Origin of the sequence: Blautia liquoris, from assembly GCF_015159595.1 — a bacterium.
Taxonomy (GTDB): domain Bacteria; phylum Bacillota; class Clostridia; order Lachnospirales; family Lachnospiraceae; genus Novisyntrophococcus; species Novisyntrophococcus liquoris.
In genome coordinates this window covers 1,184,507-1,205,068 of the sequence record NZ_CP063304.1, presented here as the reverse complement: position 1 = coordinate 1,205,068, position 20,562 = coordinate 1,184,507, and the positions used below count along the sequence as shown (strand labels likewise).

Annotated in this window: 14 protein-coding genes; 4 read left to right on the top strand and 10 right to left on the bottom strand. The window is 41.2% G+C overall.

Going from position 1 to position 20,562, the window contains the following annotated elements; genetic code table 11:
* The first annotated feature begins 200 nt into the window (after positions 1 to 200).
* Genes INP51_RS05395 through INP51_RS05385 form a run of 3 tightly spaced genes read left to right on the top strand, consistent with a single transcriptional unit; the run spans position 201 to position 3,209 of the window.
* Positions 201 to 1,511, top strand: coding sequence for an ABC transporter substrate-binding protein (locus INP51_RS05395; protein ID WP_193736703.1), 1,311 nt, complete (start codon positions 201 to 203; stop codon positions 1,509 to 1,511).
* Between the two features lie 10 nt (positions 1,512 to 1,521).
* Positions 1,522 to 2,406: a carbohydrate ABC transporter permease gene (locus INP51_RS05390; protein WP_193736702.1), complete on the top strand. Its 885-nt coding sequence runs from the start codon at positions 1,522 to 1,524 to the stop codon at positions 2,404 to 2,406.
* Positions 2,403 to 3,209: a carbohydrate ABC transporter permease gene (locus tag INP51_RS05385; protein WP_193736701.1), complete on the top strand. Its 807-nt coding sequence runs from the start codon at positions 2,403 to 2,405 to the stop codon at positions 3,207 to 3,209. Before INP51_RS05390 ends, INP51_RS05385 begins: the two co-directional genes overlap by 4 nt.
* A gap of 89 nt (positions 3,210 to 3,298) precedes the next feature.
* Here the strand turns inward: INP51_RS05385 and INP51_RS05380 are convergent, their stop codons facing one another.
* From INP51_RS05380 to INP51_RS05345, 8 genes are all read right to left on the bottom strand, one after another.
* Entirely contained in the window at positions 3,299 to 5,257 is a 1,959-nt protein-coding gene (locus INP51_RS05380; RefSeq protein ID WP_193736700.1) for a glycoside hydrolase family 127 protein, read from the bottom strand.
* A gap of 45 nt (positions 5,258 to 5,302) precedes the next feature.
* Complete coding sequence (locus INP51_RS05375) at positions 5,303 to 6,676, bottom strand: alpha-L-fucosidase (RefSeq protein ID WP_193736699.1); 1,374 nt, start codon at positions 6,674 to 6,676, stop codon at positions 5,303 to 5,305.
* Between the two features lie 94 nt (positions 6,677 to 6,770).
* Positions 6,771 to 8,666, bottom strand: coding sequence for a beta-N-acetylhexosaminidase (locus tag INP51_RS05370; RefSeq protein WP_193736698.1), 1,896 nt, complete (start codon positions 8,664 to 8,666; stop codon positions 6,771 to 6,773).
* Positions 8,667 to 8,705: 39 nt separating this feature from the next.
* Positions 8,706 to 9,617 carry a carbohydrate ABC transporter permease gene (locus INP51_RS05365; RefSeq protein ID WP_193736697.1) on the bottom strand — a complete coding sequence of 304 codons (912 nt, stop codon included), beginning with the start codon at positions 9,615 to 9,617 and terminating at the stop codon, positions 8,706 to 8,708.
* Between the two features lie 10 nt (positions 9,618 to 9,627).
* A complete protein-coding gene (locus tag INP51_RS05360) occupies positions 9,628 to 10,542 on the bottom strand; it encodes an ABC transporter permease subunit (RefSeq protein ID WP_193736696.1) in 915 nt (304 codons plus the stop codon).
* A gap of 57 nt (positions 10,543 to 10,599) precedes the next feature.
* A complete protein-coding gene (locus INP51_RS05355; RefSeq protein WP_193736695.1) occupies positions 10,600 to 12,354 on the bottom strand; it encodes a type 2 periplasmic-binding domain-containing protein in 1,755 nt (584 codons plus the stop codon).
* Positions 12,355 to 12,565: 211 nt separating this feature from the next.
* Positions 12,566 to 14,272 (bottom strand): sensor histidine kinase, encoded by a 1,707-nt coding sequence (locus INP51_RS05350; RefSeq protein ID WP_193736694.1) that lies wholly within the window; start codon positions 14,270 to 14,272, stop codon positions 12,566 to 12,568.
* Positions 14,269 to 15,402: a response regulator transcription factor gene (locus INP51_RS05345; RefSeq protein ID WP_193736693.1), complete on the bottom strand. Its 1,134-nt coding sequence runs from the start codon at positions 15,400 to 15,402 to the stop codon at positions 14,269 to 14,271. The genes INP51_RS05350 and INP51_RS05345 overlap by 4 nt, the downstream gene beginning before the upstream one ends.
* 209 nt (positions 15,403 to 15,611) lie before the next feature.
* Here INP51_RS05345 and INP51_RS05340 point away from each other — a divergent pair, with 209 nt between their 5' ends.
* Positions 15,612 to 17,465, top strand: a complete 1,854-nt coding sequence (locus INP51_RS05340) for a fructose-1,6-bisphosphatase (RefSeq protein WP_193736692.1) — start codon at positions 15,612 to 15,614, stop codon at positions 17,463 to 17,465.
* Here INP51_RS05340 and INP51_RS05335 read toward each other — a convergent pair.
* Positions 17,457 to 18,836, bottom strand: a complete 1,380-nt coding sequence (locus INP51_RS05335; RefSeq protein WP_193736691.1) for an MATE family efflux transporter — start codon at positions 18,834 to 18,836, stop codon at positions 17,457 to 17,459. The genes INP51_RS05340 and INP51_RS05335 overlap by 9 nt on opposite strands.
* Positions 18,833 to 20,554: a dihydroxy-acid dehydratase gene (ilvD, locus tag INP51_RS05330; protein ID WP_193736690.1), complete on the bottom strand. Its 1,722-nt coding sequence runs from the start codon at positions 20,552 to 20,554 to the stop codon at positions 18,833 to 18,835. Before ilvD ends, INP51_RS05335 begins: the two co-directional genes overlap by 4 nt.
* Between the last annotated feature and the right edge of the window lie 8 nt (positions 20,555 to 20,562).

Here is a 20,562-nt window from a genome sequence, read left to right as displayed (position 1 = left end):
AAATATAGTATATTTGTCTTTTTATCTTGCGTTTATTCAGATAACATTATATACTATGTCATATACTTTTTTATTTTCTGCTTAATACTAAGTATTTTTTTCATTTATGGAAAGAATTTAATGTTAATTTATTGTCATTTTAAACTTTGCATATATTTTTGGCCAAAATATATAGAAAGCAATACCAGGAGGAAAAGCACATGAAAAATAAAATTATTGCAGCAGCTCTGATTACCGTGTTGTCTCTTTCTTTAATTGCATGCGGCGGAAACAGCTCTGGTTCCGGAGGTGCCACAGAGGGTGCAGCAGAAGACAAAAACACATTAAACGTATGGTGCTGGGACCCGAACTTTAATATCTACGCAATGAAAAAGGCCGCTGAAATTTATGAGCGAGATCACAAAGGGTTCAAAGTTAATGTCTCTGAAATCCAATCAGAAGACATCGAGACAAAGCTTACGACTTTTGTTTCATCGAATGAACTGGAACTACTTCCTGATGTCTTCTTAATGCAGGATAATTCGTTTCAAAAGTACGCTTCTAACTATCCTGATATCTTTACCGACCTGACAGATTCAGGCATTGATTTTTCCCAGTTTGCCAAGGCAAAAACAGCCTATTCCACTATAGATGATAAACACCTGGGGATTCCCTTTGACAATGCAACCGTAATAAATGCCATGAGAACTGATCTTTTGGAACAGGCAGGATATACTCTCGATGATTTCACAGATATCACATGGTCGGATTATCTGGAAAAAGCAAAAATAGTAAAGGAAAAGACCGGGCTTCCCATGTTAACACTTCAAGCCGGATCACCGGATATTATCATGATGATGCTTCAGTCTTGCGGACAGTCATTATTTAAAAAAGATGGCAGTGTAAATATAAAGGGAAACAAAGCACTAAAACAAAGTATGGAAATCTACGCACAGATGGTAAGAGACGGAACACTTCGGGAAGTAACAGACAATGACCAATACATAGGTTCCCTGAATAACGGATCCGTTGTATCTACAATTAATGGTTGTTGGATCATGGCATCTGTTATTGATCAGGAAGATCAGGCTGGAAAATGGAAGCTCACCACGATGCCCAGATTAGATGATGTGGAGAATGCGACAAACCACTCTAACAACGGAGGCTCTTCCTGGGCAGTCACATCAAACTGTAAGAACAAAAAACTGGCGTTTGATTTTTTTAGTGAAACGTTTGCCGGCAGCACGGAACTTTACGATGACATTATCCAAAAAGGTGCCGTGGCAACTTGGGCACCGGCCGGAGAATCAGATGCATACGCAGAAGAATCTGATTTTTTCAGTGGACAAAAAGTCAACTCTATGCTTGTAGATTATGGCACGCAGACACCGTCTAATTATCCAGGTCCTTTCTACTATGATGCAAGAGATGCAGTTGGTGTTGCTTTATCTAATGTCACACAGCAGGGGGCAGATCTTGATACTGAGATAGACACCGCCCAAGAAACAGCTGAATTCAACATGGAAGGATAGGAGGTACTATATGAACGACAGAAAACGCAGTCTCACACTAGAACAAAAGAAAAACCTGATCGGATGGGGATTCCTTCTCCCGGCGGCGCTTCTGATCTGCTGGATGAGCTTTTATCCCATGATACAGGCATTCATTCTTTCACTGAAATCTGGCATCGGAGTTAACTTAAAGTTCAATGGGATCCGAAATTATGCCAGAATTCTGAGAGATCCAACTTTTAAGCAAACCCTTTTTAACACCTTTTTTTATTTAGTTATACAGGTCCCGGTCATGCTGATTCTGGCTCTGGCTCTTGCTTCTATGCTTAACAACAAAGATTTAAAGTTTAAGGGCGTCTTCCGTACAGCAATTTTTCTCCCCTGTGCAACATCCCTCGTATCATACTCTATGATCTTTCGTGCCATGTTTGCAAACGATGGTCTGATCAACACTATCTTAAAGAAGATTGGTGCAGCTCCTGTCGGATGGTTTTCCAATGCATGGACAGCTCGAATCATCATTGTTATTGCACTGATCTGGCGATGGACGGGTTACAATATGGTGTTTTATCTATCTGGTCTGCAAAATATTGAATATTCTATATATGAAGCAGCCCGAATCGACGGAGCCAACCCTATACAATCATTTTTTAAGATTACGGTACCGCTCTTAAAACCTACTATATTACTAACTGCCATCATGTCAACCAATGGAACATTGCAGCTATTCGATGAGTCCATAAATCTGACAAAGGGCGGCCCCGGAAAATCCACCATGACTTTATCGCATTATATTTATAACACATCATTTGTCCAGACACCAAAGTTTGGTTACGCTGCTGCAATGTCGATCATTATACTGATTATGGTAGCTATTCTGGCAGTCATTCAAATGAAAGTAGGTGACAAGAGATGAGTAAAGGCAAAAAAATCGCTCAATATACTATTCTTACGATTGTGTCCCTGTTTTCTGTTTTTCCGCTCTATTATATGCTCTGCGGCGCAACCAACAAAAGCACAGATGTAGTCACGGGACGGCTGATCCCAGGAACTTATCTGCTGAAAAACTTTCAAAACCTAATTGCCAATCAAAACCTCGGAAGAGCTCTGTGGAATTCTTTTCGAAACGCTGTAATTCTCACCGCTTTGGCTTTGCTGGTTTGTTCCATAGCCGGATATGGTTTTGAAATTTTCCATGACAAAGGAAAGGATGTCGTGATGACAATACTTCTGATGGCTATGATGATTCCTTTTGCAGCAATTATGATCCCACTGTTTCGCATGTTTGCACAGATGAAACTTGTCAATACAATGGCTGCATTCATGCTGCCAACAATATCAACACCATTCTTAATCATGTTGTTTAGACAGAGTGCAAGATCTTTTCCACACGATATCATAGAGGCAGCCCGCATGGACGGCCTCAGTGAAATCGGAATCTTCTTCCGCATGTTTATCCCGACCATGCGATCAACCTACGCCGCTGCAATGACAATTACTTTTATGAACGCATGGAATAACTATCTGTGGCCAAAAGTCGTCCTGCAAAATGATTCCTCTATCACAATGCCGATGCTGGTCTCCAACCTGCAGGGAGGATATAAAACAGACTATGGAGTGCTGATGCTCGGGGTATTTATCTGTACTATTCCTACAGCAATTGTATTCTTCTGTCTCCAGAAGAGTTTCACTGAAGGAATTACCGGGTCGGTGAAATAACTCCAGATTACAAATAGTCTCATAGCCTACTCGCGTGGTTTGAATCAAGAATGCGGCCTCTGGATAATTTTCTCCATTGGCCGCATCCATTAAATAACATCCCCCCTAGACATAAATGTCTTCACCCACACAATCATCTCTCCAATCCCGCGATTTGCCCATGCATAGTACGGAATCATCCGGAGCTCCTGATCCTTATAGGTATATTCTTTATATGTCCTGTAAAGCTCATCGCCCCAATCTTCAACTGAAATACGTTTCGCTATTGTCGTCAGAACGTTCACCCCGCCCAAGAGCTTAGGTTCATATACGACATGGATCTTTTCCTTTGGATCAAGATAAATATCCTGAAGCAAAGGACCATTGTCGTTCTCCTCAATACAGTAGACGAGTGGCCCTCTCTGCACTGCTGCTTTTCCGATATCCTCACGTATGCGGGGATTTGCAGCGATCAGCTTCGTTTCCATCACAAGATCAAGAACTATTGTCTCACCGAAATCAAATTCTTTTTTAATGACAGCGAATCCTCTTTCCGTCTCATATGGGATACTTTTTCCCGAAGAGGTAAGTGTAAAGGCTTCACACCAATCAGGTATCCTGATGGCAAGCTCATAATCGGCCGGTTTATTGTTTGTAATTGATATTTTCCCGTCCCAGGGATAGTTCGTCTCCACTTTAAACTCAAGATCGGCATTTTTTAATTTCGTGTGTATCTCGCCGCCCACAAAAAGATTCATATACAGTCGATTGCGGTCCTGTTCATATGCATAATTTCCAATTGATGACAGCAGCCTTGCGATATTTGGAGGACAACAAGCACAGCCAAACCATTTCTGCCTTTCCGGTTTAATATGAGTCTTTCCGGGATCTTGTTCACATGCTTTTGGATCCACTTCAAGTGGATTGACATAGAAAAATTTCTTCCCGTCCAGTGACATTCCACTGATCACACCATTGTAGAGGACTCGTTCCATTACATTGATATACCTGGCATCTTTTGAAATTTCAAACATTCTTCTCGCAAAAAATATAAGCCCGATTGATGCACAGCTCTCTGCATAATTTGTGTCATTTGGCAGATCATAATCAAAGGTAAATGCCTCACCATTCGAAGTTGCTCCAATTCCGCCTGTCACGTACATCTGCTTGTTTACGATATTGTCCCAGAGCGTCCGGCAGGCCTCAAAAAGCGTTTCATCATCGCTTGCCGCTGCGACATCCGCCATGCCCGAATAGAGATAAACAGCACGAACAGCATGACCTTGGGCCACCTTCTGTTCGCGTACCGGAAGCCCTGCCTGATAGTATTGAAATTTATTATAACTGTTTTGCCACCCAAAATCATTTTTATTTTTTTGTATTTCTTCTTCGAAATATAAGGGTTTTTGTCCACGCTGATCAATCAAATATTTTGCAAAGTCTTTATAACGGGTGTCTCTTGTCAGATCGTATAGCTTAATTAGTGCCAGTTCCAGAACCTCATGACCGGGATACCCTTTGATTTTCCCCCTCTCCGGTCCAATATGGGTCATGCCGCACTCTACAAAACGTCTGGCGATATTCAACATCTGATCTTTGCCGGTTGCATTGTGATATGCGACAGCTGCCTCGACCATATGTCCCATACAATATAATTCATGATTATTCATCAGATTCGTAAATCTCTTATCAGGTTCCTTTAATATATAGTAGGTATCCAGATATCCATCCGGCTGCTGTGCCTTTTCCATCAGATCAATGACACTGTCAGCCCACTCTTCAAGCTCACTGTCCGGCTGCATTTCCAGAGAAAACGCTGCCGCCTCGATCCATTTGTAAAGATCACTGTCCTGAAATACAAATCCGTTAAACTCTCCTTCTTCGATACCCGCTGCGCGCCGAAAGTTCTGAATACAGTAACTTTTATCGGCTCCTTCAACGCGGTCATTTAAAGCTTCCCACTGATAGGGAATCACCTGCTCTCGCACCAGCTTGATATAACTGCCCCAAAATTCATCATTAATTCTAATATTCGATAGTTTTACCGGCCTTACAGATTTTTCTATCATCCATTCCTCCATTATGCCTGAATCTTTACTTGTGCAATCCTCGTATCATCCGTATACCTTGATGTCTCTTATGAATACTTCATCTCTTGCAGCTGTAATCTGCACCTTAATTTTAGTTATCTTTTCTTCACTGTCATCCAGCAGAGGATTTTGTCCTGCAAAAGGATCCTGCAGCTGGCAGATTTTCTTATGTCCGATACAGGTCCCCTGATAGAGCGGATATTGACCTTTTCCTGCGGATTCTGCCAGAATACGGAAGTTTTCCACCCTCTGTCCCTGTGAAATCTCTTCGCGCAGAACCACATATCGTATTTCATCGGCCGGATGTTCCAGTGTGATCGTATATACCGGCTGTGTCAACGGTTCATCTTCCTTTTTTACATCACAGAGAAGTTCCTGACCAAATTCCCGATATATCAAATCACCAAATTCCCGAAGACGCTCCACATCCCGTTCATCGATCAGTCCATCCTGATTGGGCGGAATATTCAGATTCAGACAGCTATTTGCACCTGCACTGGTCAGGTACGTCGAAAATAGTCTCTGCAGAGAATGTGGTCCCTCATTCTCGTGCCAGAACCACCCAGGCCGTATCGACATGTTAATCTCCGCGGGAGTAAATGTCAGGCCCCTGGAATATAGGATATTTGGCATGGAACCGAGATATTGGTCTGTATTATAGAGATACGAAAGATCTCCATCTTCTGCCATCGGTCCCGGTCCTGTCTGGACTTCACTATGAAAGCAAAGTTCGGACGGAACAACTGCCCATTCTGCATGACGTGCCGTTCCGACTTCATTTCCGCACCAGCGGACATCTGGTCCGAAATCATTGAAAATCACGGCTTCCGGCTGATATTTCCGGATCAGGTTAATATATCTTGGAAAGTCATAGACCTGTTTTTTGCCATTTAACCCTTCTCCACAGGCATTGTCAAACCACACGCAAAAGATATCTCCATACCCCGTCAGCAACTCTTCGAGCTGGCTGCAAAAATAGTCATTATATTCGGGTGTTCCATAGTATTTACTGTTCCTGTCCCATGGGGACAGGTAAAAGCCAAATTTAATACCGCCGCGCCGGCAGGCCTCGGCTGCTTCCTGCACTACATCCCCTTGATAAGGACTGTTTTTCACAGAGTGCTCCGTGTGTTTTGAAGGCCACAGACAGAATCCATCGTGATGTTTCGCCGTCAAAATCATGCCTTTCATACCGGCTTGCTTAATTGCCCGGACCCATTGATTGCAATCCAGATTTTTTGGATTAAAGACGGATTCCTTCTCCGTTCCATCACCCCATTCTCTGTCTGTAAATGTATTCGGTCCAAAATGGATAAATGCATACATCTCCATCTCAAACCATCCCAGCTGTCTCTTCGTCGGCTTCACATTCGCCGCTTCATGTAAATATTTCAACAATATAAGATCCCCCTTTACATCCTTAGTCTGTGCACATCAAAAACTGCCAGATTCCCTCTCATCGTAGATCCAGCGGGTTCATCTGAATGAAGAATCAACTGCGTAAATAATCGCAATACTCATCCATAATGGCCTGAATTCTGGATAATTCCGATTCTTCGCTGACACTTCTCCACAACCTTTTATAATAATAGAACCACTGTTCCAACTCTGTAGCCAGTTCTTGATCTTTAACTTTTAAGTTCTCACGATCCTTCTTAGTTATTTCACTATCTGTTTCCTCATTTTTTAAATCTTCTCGTATCTGAATAGAATTGCCAAGCTGGTTTAGATATCTGCATCCATCCACTGCAATCTCATAGGCCGCCAGTAATTGTCTATGCTCAGGCTTTACCTCTGCCATAATCCTTGAAAGCTGTCTCTTAATCTCCAGCAGACGTTCCTGTGCATGGTTAAACTGTTTGGGTTCAACCGATTTTTTCAAAATCCTCTCTCTTGCATCTTTCGCCAAAGCCAGATTCGATGGATCATATGCATTTTCCTGGTATATGCAAAGTTCATTCCACTGAAAAAGCGCATTCTTATTGATCTCCGTCAAAAGCTCAGGCAAATTTCTGTCAGAAATCCCAAATTCAAGACTGGATATCTCTTTATTTAATTCTTCTCTGGTTTTATTTTCACACCATGAAAACTGTGCACCATAGATCATCCCAATCAGTGAAAATTCCGGGTGAACTGTATGGTAATAATCACCCCAGTCCGTATTCAAGAGTCCGATCGCATGATTTTCTTTCGCGTATTCAGCCATACGCCGGATATTCTCGTAGGCACCTTCATAATCGTTGCAAAGCCTGCACCATCCGCTGACTCCAGGACAATTATAAAATTTTACGTTCTTGTCCCCAAATATCCTGGTATTCTCATCTGTCACATTGCTGTGATAAGCCCAGTTTAGAAAAATAGTCTCGGTCGGGAACTCCTTGAGCATTTCCGGATAATTCAGAATCACATCCCCCCACATCATAGGTGTGCAGCCAAGTGAGAGGACATGTTCGCAAAGTTTCTTTACGTATCCCACATAAGCCTTTCCAAGGCCCATTTGATCGCAATACTCTTTACTTTTTCCTTTTCCGAGATCAAACGTCTCATCCGCACAAATATTGAACTTTTCTGTTCTAAAAAGTGGGCGATATTCGCTGATCATATTCTTGATCAGATCCAGACTCTTTTTATTTGAAATGTCTATAGTGTGATGCGTCTGTTTCCCCCATCCCGTGTAGCGCTCCTGATCAGGATTATCGAGTTCACACAGATCCTGCCACTGCTTTGTGCGCAGTAATTTATACAAGTGGCTACAGGTAGAGATGGACGGAACAAGTTCTATTCCACGATCATAGCAGTAATCGTCCAATTCCATAATCTCTTCCGGTGTCAATGGTGTATCATCTCTCCAGACCTCACTGAAATCACGAAACAGATATGTATGCTCCATATAAAGCTGCAGCTGGTTGAGTTTATAACGCATCATCTGGTCAGCCAGTTTCTTCAGGTATGATAACTTCGACACCCGGCCTCTGGTGGCATCATGATAAAATCCACGATTTGCAAGCTGCGGATAATCTTGGATTTCCAGACATGGGAGTAATGCACCACTTTGCTCAATGATCTGGAGCAGAGTCTGTATGCCATAAAGCACCGTTGCCTCCGTCCCGAGAATCTGAACCCGGTCCTTTTCAATCAGCAGCTTATAATATCCCTCCGGATTATTTTCTTCGTGCAACATGCCAATTTGGATATCACCTTTCCGCGACTGGCCTTTTGTCAGATGGAGCGAAAACCCTGTGTATTCCTCTATCTTCTCCGCCAGCATCTGCGTCTGCCGCCAATTTCTCCTGGAGCATTCATCGTCAAGCACCAGATATGCCGTATAATTCAGTAAAAAAGCCCCATCCTTTTCTTCAATTACAGCCGGTTTCGGTAAAATATACATTTTCTGAAACTCCTTCTCATCAAAATTTTTTTGAGGCACCTAGCCCTTAACCGCACCAACCATGATACCTTTCACAAAGTATTTTTGCATAAAAGGGTACACCATAAAGATTGGAAGTGCTGCAAGAACAGTAATCGTCATGCGTATTCCTTTTGGCGAAATTGATGACACCATCTGGCTCAAACCATTTAAATTTGATGTATTTTTAATTTGTTCGGCAAGTCTTTGTGCCTCATTGAGATAATTATACAAGAGATACTGCAGTGTAGTCAATTGCGGATTCCCTCTTGTATAAATATGATTATCGAACCATGAATTCCAATGGCCCACGGCCACGAAAACTGCAACAGTCGCAATGATTGGTTTTGATAATGGCATGATCACCTTGGTAAAAACAGTAATATATCCCGCTCCATCCAGTCGGGCCGACTCTTCCAGTGATGGAGGAAGCTGCTCAACAAAGGTCTTGATCAGAACAATGTTGTATGCTGATATCATCATAGGAAGAATATATACCCAGAAATTATTCAATAAGCCATATGATTTTATAACAATGTATGTAGAAATCATCCCTCCGCTAATGTACATCGTCATAATTAAAAATCGATATAAAAACTTTCTTCCCGGCATCTCATCCTTTGTAAAAAGATATCCCAAAAAAGAACAGGCAACCACAGAGGCTGCCGTTCCGATAACGGTTCTTAAGCCAGAAATAAAAACAGCGTGAAAGAAACCTTTCAATTCAAAAATATCTTTATAATTTTTCAGTGAAAAGCCTCTCGGTATCAATACTGGGGGATTTACATCTGCAATGCCAGGATCACTAAATGTATAAATAATAATATACCAAAATGGATAAATACAGATTAATGTAACCATCAGCAAAAAGATATAGTTAAAAAACTGGAATACCTTTCTGGATGGAGTTGTCTTGATTTTATTTTTCTTCATACAATCCCTCCTAAATCACTGTATTTCCACGTATTCTCTTTGCTGCCAAATTGGCAATGGCAACGAGTGCGATACTTACCACTGACTTTACAATACTAATCGCCACACCATAAGAATAGTCCATGTTTTCCAGTCCAATGCGATAAACATATAAATCCAATACTTCAATATTAGGTGCGGTAACTGAATTCTTGAAAAGCATGTACTGCTCATAACCCGTATTCAGGAAGTTCCCAATATTCAGGATAAACAGCACCACATAAGTTTCCATCATTGCCGGCAGTGTGACATGAAGCGCACATCGAAAATATCCTGCACCATCCACACGGGCTGCTTCATACTGCTCCTGATCAATGCCTGCAATCGCTGCCAGATAGATAATCGAATTCCAGCCCAGCGTCTTCCACTGTGCAAGAAATGTCTGAAACCAGTATACAGATTTCTTAGAACTCAATATTGACTTTCCCGCACCAATAAGCCCTGCTTTTCCCATAAGACTAGTCAAAAGTCCATCTGTAGAAAACAACGCAAATGCCAGTGAAAAGATAATTACCCAGCTGATGAAGTTCGGCAGAGTGGTAAACGTTTGTACAAACTTTCTCATCGGACCACTTTTTACTTCATTTAACAAAATAGCAAATATCATTGGCAAAGGTGTTAAGATGATGCTGATCGCTGCAAATATAGCCGTATTCTTTAATGTCCGAAGTACATTTGCATCCCGAAAGATCATCTTGAAGTATTCCAATCCGACAAAATCACAGTCAAATATGGGCAAACCGGGCACATAGTCATACACAGAATATATCCATCCGAATATAGGAACATAATTAAACAGGAGTACAATTAGCATAAAAGGAAGAACCAACAACAACAATTTGTACTGCTTTTTTGGTCTTCTCACTGTTCTGGCTGTTTTAGGCATTACAACGCTCTCCTTCCTACTTTATAACCTGGGGCAGTTACTCTTGCAGCCCTGATATTATTTTCTTAATTCTTCGATACCTTTTTTGGCACTTTCCCATCCATCGCTCCACCATTTGACGGAGTCCTTCACACCTGCACCTTCCAATTCTTTCATAAGATCTGCTTTTGCTGACTCAAATTCTTCATCTGTCTTCGCTTGAACAAGATTAGGAATTGCATTCATCGTAATCTCCTCACAATTGCTGTCAATTCGAACAATGTCTTTTGGTGTTGTCTCCATTCCCATCTGAATTGCATTCAGACAATTGCCGAGATCAATACTTGTTCCTGCTTCAACTTTCTTTTTTAATGTATCACTGGGCAAATTTAATTCTAAGGTCTGACACATATCCTTTTCTGCAAACGTCATACTTTTTGGCAGAACGTCATCCTCAAACCAGAGATCAATTCTTCCTCCATCGGAGGCAATATTATAATAATCTTCACCGCAAGTGTCACCAAGTGTTCCGATCCCTGCCTTCTTCCATTCATCTAATCTGCTGCCATCTGTTTTCATGCTAATCGTATCTTCTGTTAAATCAGGCTTCCCGTCTTCACCTTTTTCCCATCGTCCCTCTACACCAGAATCAACATCCCTCGAGAACTCTTCGCTTTGCAGATAATCCAAAACCATAACGGCCCGATCTACATTTGGCGAATGAGAAGAGACAAAAAAGTATTTTCCGAACCACCCGGCGAGGTTCTTTTCATTAGCCCATCCGAGTTTTGCGGGGAGTGTGACGTACTCTTTTAATGTTTCCGAATCCAAAGCTCTTTGATTATCATTATATTTTCCATAATGCCAGTTTACATTGCCGCCAAGATATTGTCCTTTTGTATACTTCTCATTCAAATCTTCAGTTTTTGTAATAAAGCAGTCGGGGTCTAAAAGCCCCTCTTTATACAAATTATTATAAAACTTCACACCTGACCAGAAAGGAGTCAGAACTTCAGGATTGTCAACATCATATATGTCGGGATACAACTCATTTGTCTGTGCATTCTGTACGTAAATTCCTCCTTCGAGGTTAATAAATCCTTCTGCCAGACATCCCTTATAAAAGTATGTATGAAGTTGAGAATCATTGTAAGCACTCATTGCATAGACGGGCAGACCATCTTCTGTTTCTGGATATATTTCTTTCATAGCTTTCAGTGCATCTATGTAGTCGTCATCGTTGTCAATTTCCGGACAGCCAATCTGTTTGTACAGATCCCATCGCACAACATAACCATTATTCAAAACAGTCCCGTAATTTGCTGTCGTATCGCCGAACGTCACACGAGGCGTAACAAAAAATTGTTTGTTATCCCCATCACTCTTATAGGTCTGCATAATCTTATTTCGAAATTCCATATTATCAGAAAAAATGTTCTTTGCCAGAGTATCTTTATACTCTTCCAGGTTAACCGCATGTTTTCCTTTTAGCACTCCCGAAATATGATCATCATTGATCATGACGATATCCGTTGTTGTTCCACCAGACAAATCCAGATTCAAGCTTTCGTTATCATATTGCTTTTCTTTCAAAGTCACGTTGAATTTCTTTTCTAATTTTTCTACAACTTCTGTAGGCCATCCGTCTATCGAATCAGAGTCAGTCATTCCAATACCGCCCAGTGTCAGATCTACATGTTTTGATAAATCATCCGTCTTTTTATCCGTCTTTGCTGACTTCTTCCCACCCGTATCCGATCCACATCCGGCCAATAAACCAGCTGCCAGTGTTACAGAACATAACAATACCAAAGCTGCTTTTCTTTTTCTCATAAAATCCTCCTTTTTCTTCCCAAACGAAGTTTTAGATTCTTAAGTCTCTAAATCACATAATATTTTGACTCTGGTATCATAATATCTTATTATGGCGGAACTTTACATGATTTTTCTTTCCATACATTTGTCCTATCTTAAGAAGTTCGTTAATCTGTCACTTTTATTTGACTTATTTTTCGATTCCCAGTAATTATGATGAATAAATAAGTCAAAAACGAATATTTACCCGAACGCCTTCTACATCTGATTCAATCCATACGTCACTATATCCATAAAGTAGTCTCAGACGTTTGCTGATGTTAGACAACCCAATGTTTTCTATTGAGTTTTGGCTGTTCCCAAGCATTTGATTAACTTTGTCAACACGTTCTTTACTCATAGATGCCCCGCGGTTAAATACGCATATATAAAACATCTCCGTCTTCCTTACAGAAACATGAATATGAAGTATGTTATCCGGGGAACTTCCGTGTACAAAACAGTTTTCTATCACCGGCTGAAGAATAAAACGAGGAAACATTTCATGATACAACCCCTTTGAACAGTCAAGCTGATAGTCCATGGTATCTCCATATCTCAGCTGCATCATAACCATATAATTTTCTATAAATTCCAGTTCCTCGGAAAGTTTCCAGGTAAAACTTGGATCTTTCATAATCGGCATAATAATCTTTGTAAGAACAACCAAAGAATCTGCTACTTTTGTATTATTTGTCATCATAGCCATCCATCGAATCGAGTTCAATGAATTGTACAAAAAATGGGGATTAATTTGATACTGTAAGGCCAGAAGCTCTTCTTTTGCTTTTTCCTGTTCCACCACCTTTAATTTCTCAATATATTTTTTTAGCTTGTCGATTGTGTAGTAGAATTCATCATTCAGCCGATCCAGTTCCGGCCATCCTTTTGCTGCTGGTTTCTCAATATTTAATTGACCGTTTCTAACTTGTTCCATCTGGATCATCAGCCATTCAATCGGTGTACTGTATTTTTTTGACCATATAATGGCAACAATCAACACTCCGATTGAAGCCAATACAATGATCACAAGGCCAAAATTTCTCAGATCATGAGCATCTTTTAGATAACTTTCTTTCGGAATCATGTTTACTAATTTCCACCCCATATACGAAAGCTGATATTCTATATTTTGACTTGCATCATCTGGATTAAATCCTGTTCCGATCATTTTCTTATCCGTAGCTGATATAATTTTATTTTCTCTGTCTGTAAGAACTGCCTTACTATGATTATATACAACCGGTTCATAACTTTTCTGGACCTCATTCTCGTCTATTGCAATGATCAGATAACTGTCTTTTTCTACTGTATCATTCTCTTCCATAGCTTTCATACCCAAAAGCACAGGACGATTGATGATCATCTGCAGAGGGCTATGATCTGGTATCCTCAAGTCTTCGGAACTTACCCAGACAGCATACGGATAGGTATGTTTACATTCTTTCATCATCTGCTTCAGCTCCTCCGTTATATACGTCTGACCTGATCTGCTTTTTTTCTCACTGGTCGATACCACCGTTCGTTCGTCACCGCAGAGAGCTGCCACACCATAGTAATCCGAGTTTTTTGACAGGATTTCATCAAATTCATGAATGACATTTTTTGTATTAATCGATTTTTTTAGGACATCAGAAAAGTTATACTCGGAGAACTCCCACATAAGCGGATTATTGATCAGATGATTTAATTCCAGCTCTGAATTTTCAATCATCTCCTTCAGATTTTTTTCTGTTTCTTTAAAGGACATATTAACAATACGCTCATTATTAGCGGACAATTTTTTCACAAAATATCCATATGTGATCCCGAAAAGCAAAACAATTACCGATATCATTCCTATCAAAATTGATAACATTAACTTCAATTTCCAGTCCGTCTTATTTTTATTACTCATCGATTCTGCTGCCTCCACTTTGCCGGAGAGATACCCACAGCTTTTTTAAAATATCGACTAAAGTACTCTAAATTATGAAATCCGTGGTTTTCCGCTATTACTGAAATATTTTGATCACTGACGAGCAGCTCGGCTTTCACTTCCTGCAAACGAATGTCATTCAAATATTCGATATAATTTTTTCCAGTTACTTTTTTAAACAGATGAGAAAAATAGCTGGGACTAATTCCCATAATTTTTGATATTTCGTTCAGGGTGAGCGATTGCTCATGATTCTTGTGCATATACTCGACCGCATCCTTAATTAATTTATCGCATTTGATTGTTTCAATATGGTCTTCACTCTTTCGCTGCAATCTATGATACCAGTCTTTTAAATTTTCATCTTTATTCCGTTTTCCTTCTTTTATTTTGTAATGAACTCCCAGAAAAGTCTCTATAGAACGAATCATAAGTTCTGAAACACGTCCAAAATCCTCCACTTGCTTCTCAGAAAACAGGCACAGGCCTTTGTCCCCTGTTTCGATCAGGATACTATCCGAGATCTGACGTTCTATCAGTTCACGGATAAGTTTCATTGCCAGTTCATTTATCTTCTGCTGCTCCTCTTCCTCAAGAGAGAAAATCATCATTTCCTTCATCCGATTTTCACCCGGCCATAAAAGTCTCTCTGTTTTCCCTGCCAAGAATTCTTTAATCTGCTCTTCTGGTTGTAGTTTTTCCTTTTTTTCGTTTACACCAATTCTCCCAATCTTGATCAAGTATTCTCTGACTTTATTCAATGCCTCAAAGATCTCGTCCATATTCATGCTTGCTTTTAATATGTATCCCATAATATGGTACGGAATCATCTTTCGGATTGTCTCAAAATCATCCAGACATGTCACAACAAGAATCGCACACTCTTCATCAACTGCTCTTATTTTTTGTATCAATTCATAACCGTCCATCTTGTCCATCCGCACATCGGTGATCACTAAGTCGGGCCTGATTTTCAGGAATAATTCATAGGCGTCTTCCCCGTTATCTGCCTCAGCTGTCAGCTCCATATCAAACTCGTCCCAGGGAATTGAATTCTTCATACCCAGCCTGACCAACATTTCGTCCTCTGCAAATAATACACGATACATCTTTGCTTCCTCCCTGCACCCTTTTATATTATGAGACTGCGATTACTTTGCACTTAGTGCTCACACAATCTAAATACATTATAAATGCTTTTATGCATTTTTACAGTATTTCCATTAAAAAATCAATAATCTCTACCATTGTATAGCGTATAAAGGTATAATGAAGAAATAAGTACAAATACGTACAAATACATGTAGTGAGGAAAAACATGGATATAAAAAATAAATTTTTAAAAGTCTTAGCTGAAAAATATCCCACACGGCAGGCTGCCTGCCGCGAGATCATAAATCTGAATGCTATCTTGAATCTGCCAAAAGGAACAGAACATTTCATGAGTGATCTGCACGGGGAGTACGAGGCATTTTATCATATCGTCAACAACTGCTCCGGTGTGATCAGAGAAAAGATCCGTTATCTTTTCGATGACAAATTAAGTGAATTGGAACAGCAGGAATTGTGTACATTGATCTACTATCCAAAAGAAAAGCTCCAATTGCTTGAAAATCAGAAGGCTTTATCCGATGACTGGTACCGCATGACACTATACCAGCTGATTGAGATTGCTAAATTGCTGTCATCTAAATATACCCGCTCGAAAGTCCGTAAGGCCATGCCTGCCGATTTTTCATATATTATTGATGAATTGCTTCATGTGCAAAAAGATGAAGACGATAATCAAGTACATTATCATCTAAAAATTATGGATACGATCCTGATGATACATAATGGAGATGAATTCCTGATTGCTCTCGCCGATCTGATTAAACGGCTGGCCGTTGACCATCTGCATATAATCGGCGATATCTACGATCGCGGCACAAGTGCTGACAAGATCATGGATCTTTTGATGGCTCACCACTCCATAGACATTCAGTGGGGAAATCACGATGTTCTGTGGATGGGGGCCGCCTGTGGCAATCCTGTCTGTGCAGCACAGGTTATTCAAAGCAATCTGAAGTATCAGAACCCTTCAATTCTTGAAAATGAATACGGCATCTGCCTGAGGGAACTTGTGATTTTTGCGCAGAAAACATATCGGGAATCTGATCCGATGAAGGCTTCCTTTCAGGCAATGACAGTTATTTTATTCAAACTGGAAGGTTCTCTTTTGAAAGATCATCCCGAATACGGCATGGCCGACCGTCTGCTGCTCGAATATATCAATCCCGATATGGGAGACTTTTCAAAAGACGGCAAAACATATAACATGCGTCAAACCGACTTTCCGACACTTGACGAGTCAAATCCATATCAGTTGACGCTTAAGGAAGATGAAATTATGGAAAATCTGCGTCTGGATTTTCTGCACAGTTCCAGGTTAAAGGAACACATGACATTTTTATACGAAAAAGGCAGTGTCTACAAAGTCTATAATCAGAATTTACTCTATCACGGATGTGTTCCGCTGGATGATCAGGGGAATTTCGATATAATTGAATTGTATGGAAAGAAATATAAAGGAAAAGACTACTTTGATTATGTTGACTCCATGATTCGAAAAGCATGGAATGGGAATAAAAATGCAATTGATTTCATGTGGTTTCTCTGGGGCAGCATTAAATCACCTCTAACAGGACGGCGAATTCGAACTTTCGAGCGAACCTGGCTGCTTGATTCGACGGCGTGGGACGAGGAGAAGAATCCCTACTATTCATTTTATAAAGATGAGAAGACATGTAATATGATTCTGCGCGATTTTGGACTTTATTCCGATCAATCACATATCATCAATGGTCATACCCCCGTCCGCGCGAAAGACGGAGAACTTCCGATCCGCGCAAACGGAAAGCTGATTGTAATCGATGGTGGTTTCTGCAGACGCTACCATGACACGACAGGAATCGCAGGATACACACTGATCTATAACTCACACGGTCTTCGTCTGAAGGCCCACCAACCTTTCGAGAGCGTGCAAAAGGCCATCACGGAAAATCTGGATATCGACTCTGATTCCGTTATTGTAGAAGAAGAAAAGCAACGCGTGATGGTGAAAGATACCGATATCGGACAGCAGATACAGGAAGACCTGAATGACCTTACGGAACTGTTGAAATTATATTGATTCCTCTCTCGTCAATTTCTTCATCCAATGTCCATAATTTATCTTGATAAAAACCGGTATACACTTGAATACCTGATCTGAATTGAGTACTGCCAATACTACAATTGGCGCAGCCTGTTTCTCAAATGCCAGATACCAGGAAAGCGGCAGTACAATGCCCCATATACTGATCAGATTCATAACCAGAATAAAAGAAGGACTTCCGCCGCCTTTAATAATGCCTTCACTGGCAGGCATCTGATATCCCATTCCGATATAGATGATGCTCATAAGAATCAAAAACTGATCTGCAAGATGTTTCGTCTCAGGAGAGATATGATAGAATCTGAGTACCGGAATTCGGATCAGATAGAGAGCTAAAGCCCCGACAAGCGCTGTTAAGAAGAATGCAATCTGTAATTTTTTTGAAGTCACTTTCACCGCCTGTTCATTTCCCTCACCGATTGCTTTTCCGATCATAACTCCGCCGGCAAGTGCCGTTCCTGTCGCAGCCGCCTTTACCATTAAAAAGAGGTTTGAGGATACTGCATTCGCACTAAGGGCCACGCTGCTCATATTACCCAGAATCACCGTCTGAAGAGCTGAACTCAGACTCCATAAAACTGCTGTGCCCATAAGAGGTAGTAAGCATTTCACATAATCGTTTAAAAGACCTGGGGTAATCGGATTACTGTACACATCATACGTATGAACAGATGACTGATTCTCTGATTTATGGATTTTCTTTATCGTATAAATCACAACGATGAAAAGCTCGACAATACGTGAGATCAGCGTAGCAATTGCAGCGCCCCTGATACCCATTTGGGGAAAACCCGCCTTTCCAAAAATCAGCAGATAATTGAGAAAACCATTTGTCAAAAGTGCAGCCACAGAAACCACAAATCCGATCTTCACGATCTCCCTACTTCTTAAGAATCCAAGGAGTATCGTAGAGATCATGGAAAATATGTACGTGATTCGTATAATTGACAGATACTTCTCTGCCTCAGACAAAATCGTTGTGTCTTTCGTAAAGCATGACAAAATCTGTCGATCGAAGATACTGACTACTGCAAACATCACGATACAAACCACTATTCCCACTCTCAGAGCACAGCGGACGATGTCCCGATTCTGTTTCTCTTTCTTCGCTCCCCAATACTGGCTTCCTATAATAACCGCAGCCTCAGCAAGTGCCGTGATCGCCTGCTGATAGACAAACTGTATCTGATTTACAATGGATGAACCCGCCATAGCGGGTTCACTGAAACGAGCCAGCATCACATTGTCCAATAGGTTCACACTGATCGTCACAACATTCTGAAGAATTATAAAAAAACTAAGTTTAAAAAAAGTATGATAAAACCCTGTTTTTTGATGTTGGATCATTTCATAAATCCGCCTTTCATAGGCGATACTGCGTGCTGTGAATAGAGTTTCAGGACACCACTTTTATATTTTTCTTCTTTTGGCTCCCATGCCTTTTTCCGCTCTCCAAGAATCTTTGTAATCTCTTCCTTCGGAAGTTTTTTGCCTTTTGCTCCGATAATGTTCAGGGAACGTGCGGGGATATCGATTTGAATCACATCTCCTTCTTCAACAAGCGCTATGGGTCCGCCTGCGGCCGCTTCCGGAGATACATGGCCGATTGCGGGACCTTTGGATGCCCCGGAGAATCTTCCATCTGTGATCAGTGCAATGCTGCGTCCCAGTTCCGGATCGGAGGAAATAGCCTCTGTTGTATAGAACATTTCCGGCATACCGGAACCTTTTGGTCCCTCATAGCGGATAAAGACAGCATCACCCGGCTTGATCTTTCCAGAGAGTATCGCTGAAATTGCATCTTCTTCACAATCAAAAGGCCTGGCAAGAAGCTCTGCCTGAAACATCTCTTTCGGAACTGCTGAATGTTTGACCACAGAGCCCTCCGGAGCAAGATTGCCTTTTAGGATCGCCACGGTTCCGTCTCTTCCGATTGGATTGCCAAATGTCCGGATGACATCGGTGCGTACAAGTCCTTTTTTCTTGAGATAATCCCTGCATCTTTCATAAAATCCATTTGACTTTAGTTCTTCCAGATTATCTCCAAGCGTTTTTCCGGTCACCGTTCTGGCGTCAAGGTGCAGCATAGACTTGATTTCTTCCATGACTGCAGGTACACCCCCGGCATAGTAGAAGTATTCGGCTGGCCATCTCCCCGCAGGGCGAATGTCCAGGAGATAATGTGCACCACGATGCATGCGGTCGAAGGTATCGGAATCAATTTCAAATCCCATTTCATGGGCCATAGCCGGAATGTGGAGCAGTGAATTCGTAGAGCCCGAAATTGCCGCATGTACCATAATTGCATTTTCAAAGGAATCCATCGTCACAATATCACTTACCTTGACATGTTTTTTAGCAAGTTTCATAACCTGTTTACCCGCTTTGTAAGCCATCTTTTTCAAATCTTCACTGGTTGCCGGCATCAATGCCGATCCCGGAAGCATAAGTCCCAGTGCTTCCGCCATAATCTGCATTGTCGAAGCCGTTCCCATAAATGAGCAAGCTCCGCAGGATGGGCAGGCATGCTGTTTATAATAGGTGAGTTTTTTCTCTGATATCTCACCTCTCTGATACATAGCACAATATGCGCCGATCTGCTCCAGCGTAAGTAAGTCAGGACCCGCATCCATGACACCGCCAGTGATCACGATCGACGGCATGTCAAGTCGAGCAAGTCCCATCAGGATAGCAGGAACTGCCTTATCGCAGCTGGCGATAAAGACACCGCCGTCAAAACCAGTCGAATTTCCGTGAATTTCAATCATATTTGCAATCATATCTCTGGAAGCAAGTGAAAAGTTGATTCCATCATGTCCCTGAGCGATTCCGTCACAGATATCCGTAACAAAATACCGGGCACCTTTTCCTCCCATATCGGAGATTCCTTTTAGCGCCTCATCCACAAACTTATTCAGATGTGCACTTCCGGGATGACTATCGCCAAATGTGCTCTCCACCATAATCTGTGGCTTATTCAAATCGCAGGCACTCCAACCCATCCCCATCTTTAAGGGATCATTTTCAGGTGCCAGTGCTCTTACTCGCTGACTGTTCAAGTCCATAATATATC

Coding starts and splice junctions, on each gene's coding strand:
- INP51_RS05395 (WP_193736703.1), top strand. CDS start 201: ATGAAAAATAAAATTATTGCAGCAGCTCTGATTACCGTGTTGTCTCTT.
- INP51_RS05390 (WP_193736702.1), top strand. CDS start 1,522: ATGAACGACAGAAAACGCAGTCTCACACTAGAACAAAAGAAAAACCTG.
- INP51_RS05385 (WP_193736701.1), top strand. CDS start 2,403: ATGAGTAAAGGCAAAAAAATCGCTCAATATACTATTCTTACGATTGTG.
- INP51_RS05380 (WP_193736700.1), bottom strand. CDS start 5,257: ATGATAGAAAAATCTGTAAGGCCGGTAAAACTATCGAATATTAGAATT.
- INP51_RS05370 (WP_193736698.1), bottom strand. CDS start 8,666: ATGTATATTTTACCGAAACCGGCTGTAATTGAAGAAAAGGATGGGGCT.
- INP51_RS05365 (WP_193736697.1), bottom strand. CDS start 9,617: ATGAAGAAAAATAAAATCAAGACAACTCCATCCAGAAAGGTATTCCAG.
- INP51_RS05360 (WP_193736696.1), bottom strand. CDS start 10,542: ATGCCTAAAACAGCCAGAACAGTGAGAAGACCAAAAAAGCAGTACAAA.
- INP51_RS05355 (WP_193736695.1), bottom strand. CDS start 12,354: ATGAGAAAAAGAAAAGCAGCTTTGGTATTGTTATGTTCTGTAACACTG.
- INP51_RS05350 (WP_193736694.1), bottom strand. CDS start 14,272: ATGAGTAATAAAAATAAGACGGACTGGAAATTGAAGTTAATGTTATCA.
- INP51_RS05345 (WP_193736693.1), bottom strand. CDS start 15,402: ATGTATCGTGTATTATTTGCAGAGGACGAAATGTTGGTCAGGCTGGGT.
- INP51_RS05340 (WP_193736692.1), top strand. CDS start 15,612: ATGGATATAAAAAATAAATTTTTAAAAGTCTTAGCTGAAAAATATCCC.
- INP51_RS05335 (WP_193736691.1), bottom strand. CDS start 18,836: ATGATCCAACATCAAAAAACAGGGTTTTATCATACTTTTTTTAAACTT.
- ilvD (WP_193736690.1), bottom strand. CDS start 20,554: ATGGACTTGAACAGTCAGCGAGTAAGAGCACTGGCACCTGAAAATGAT.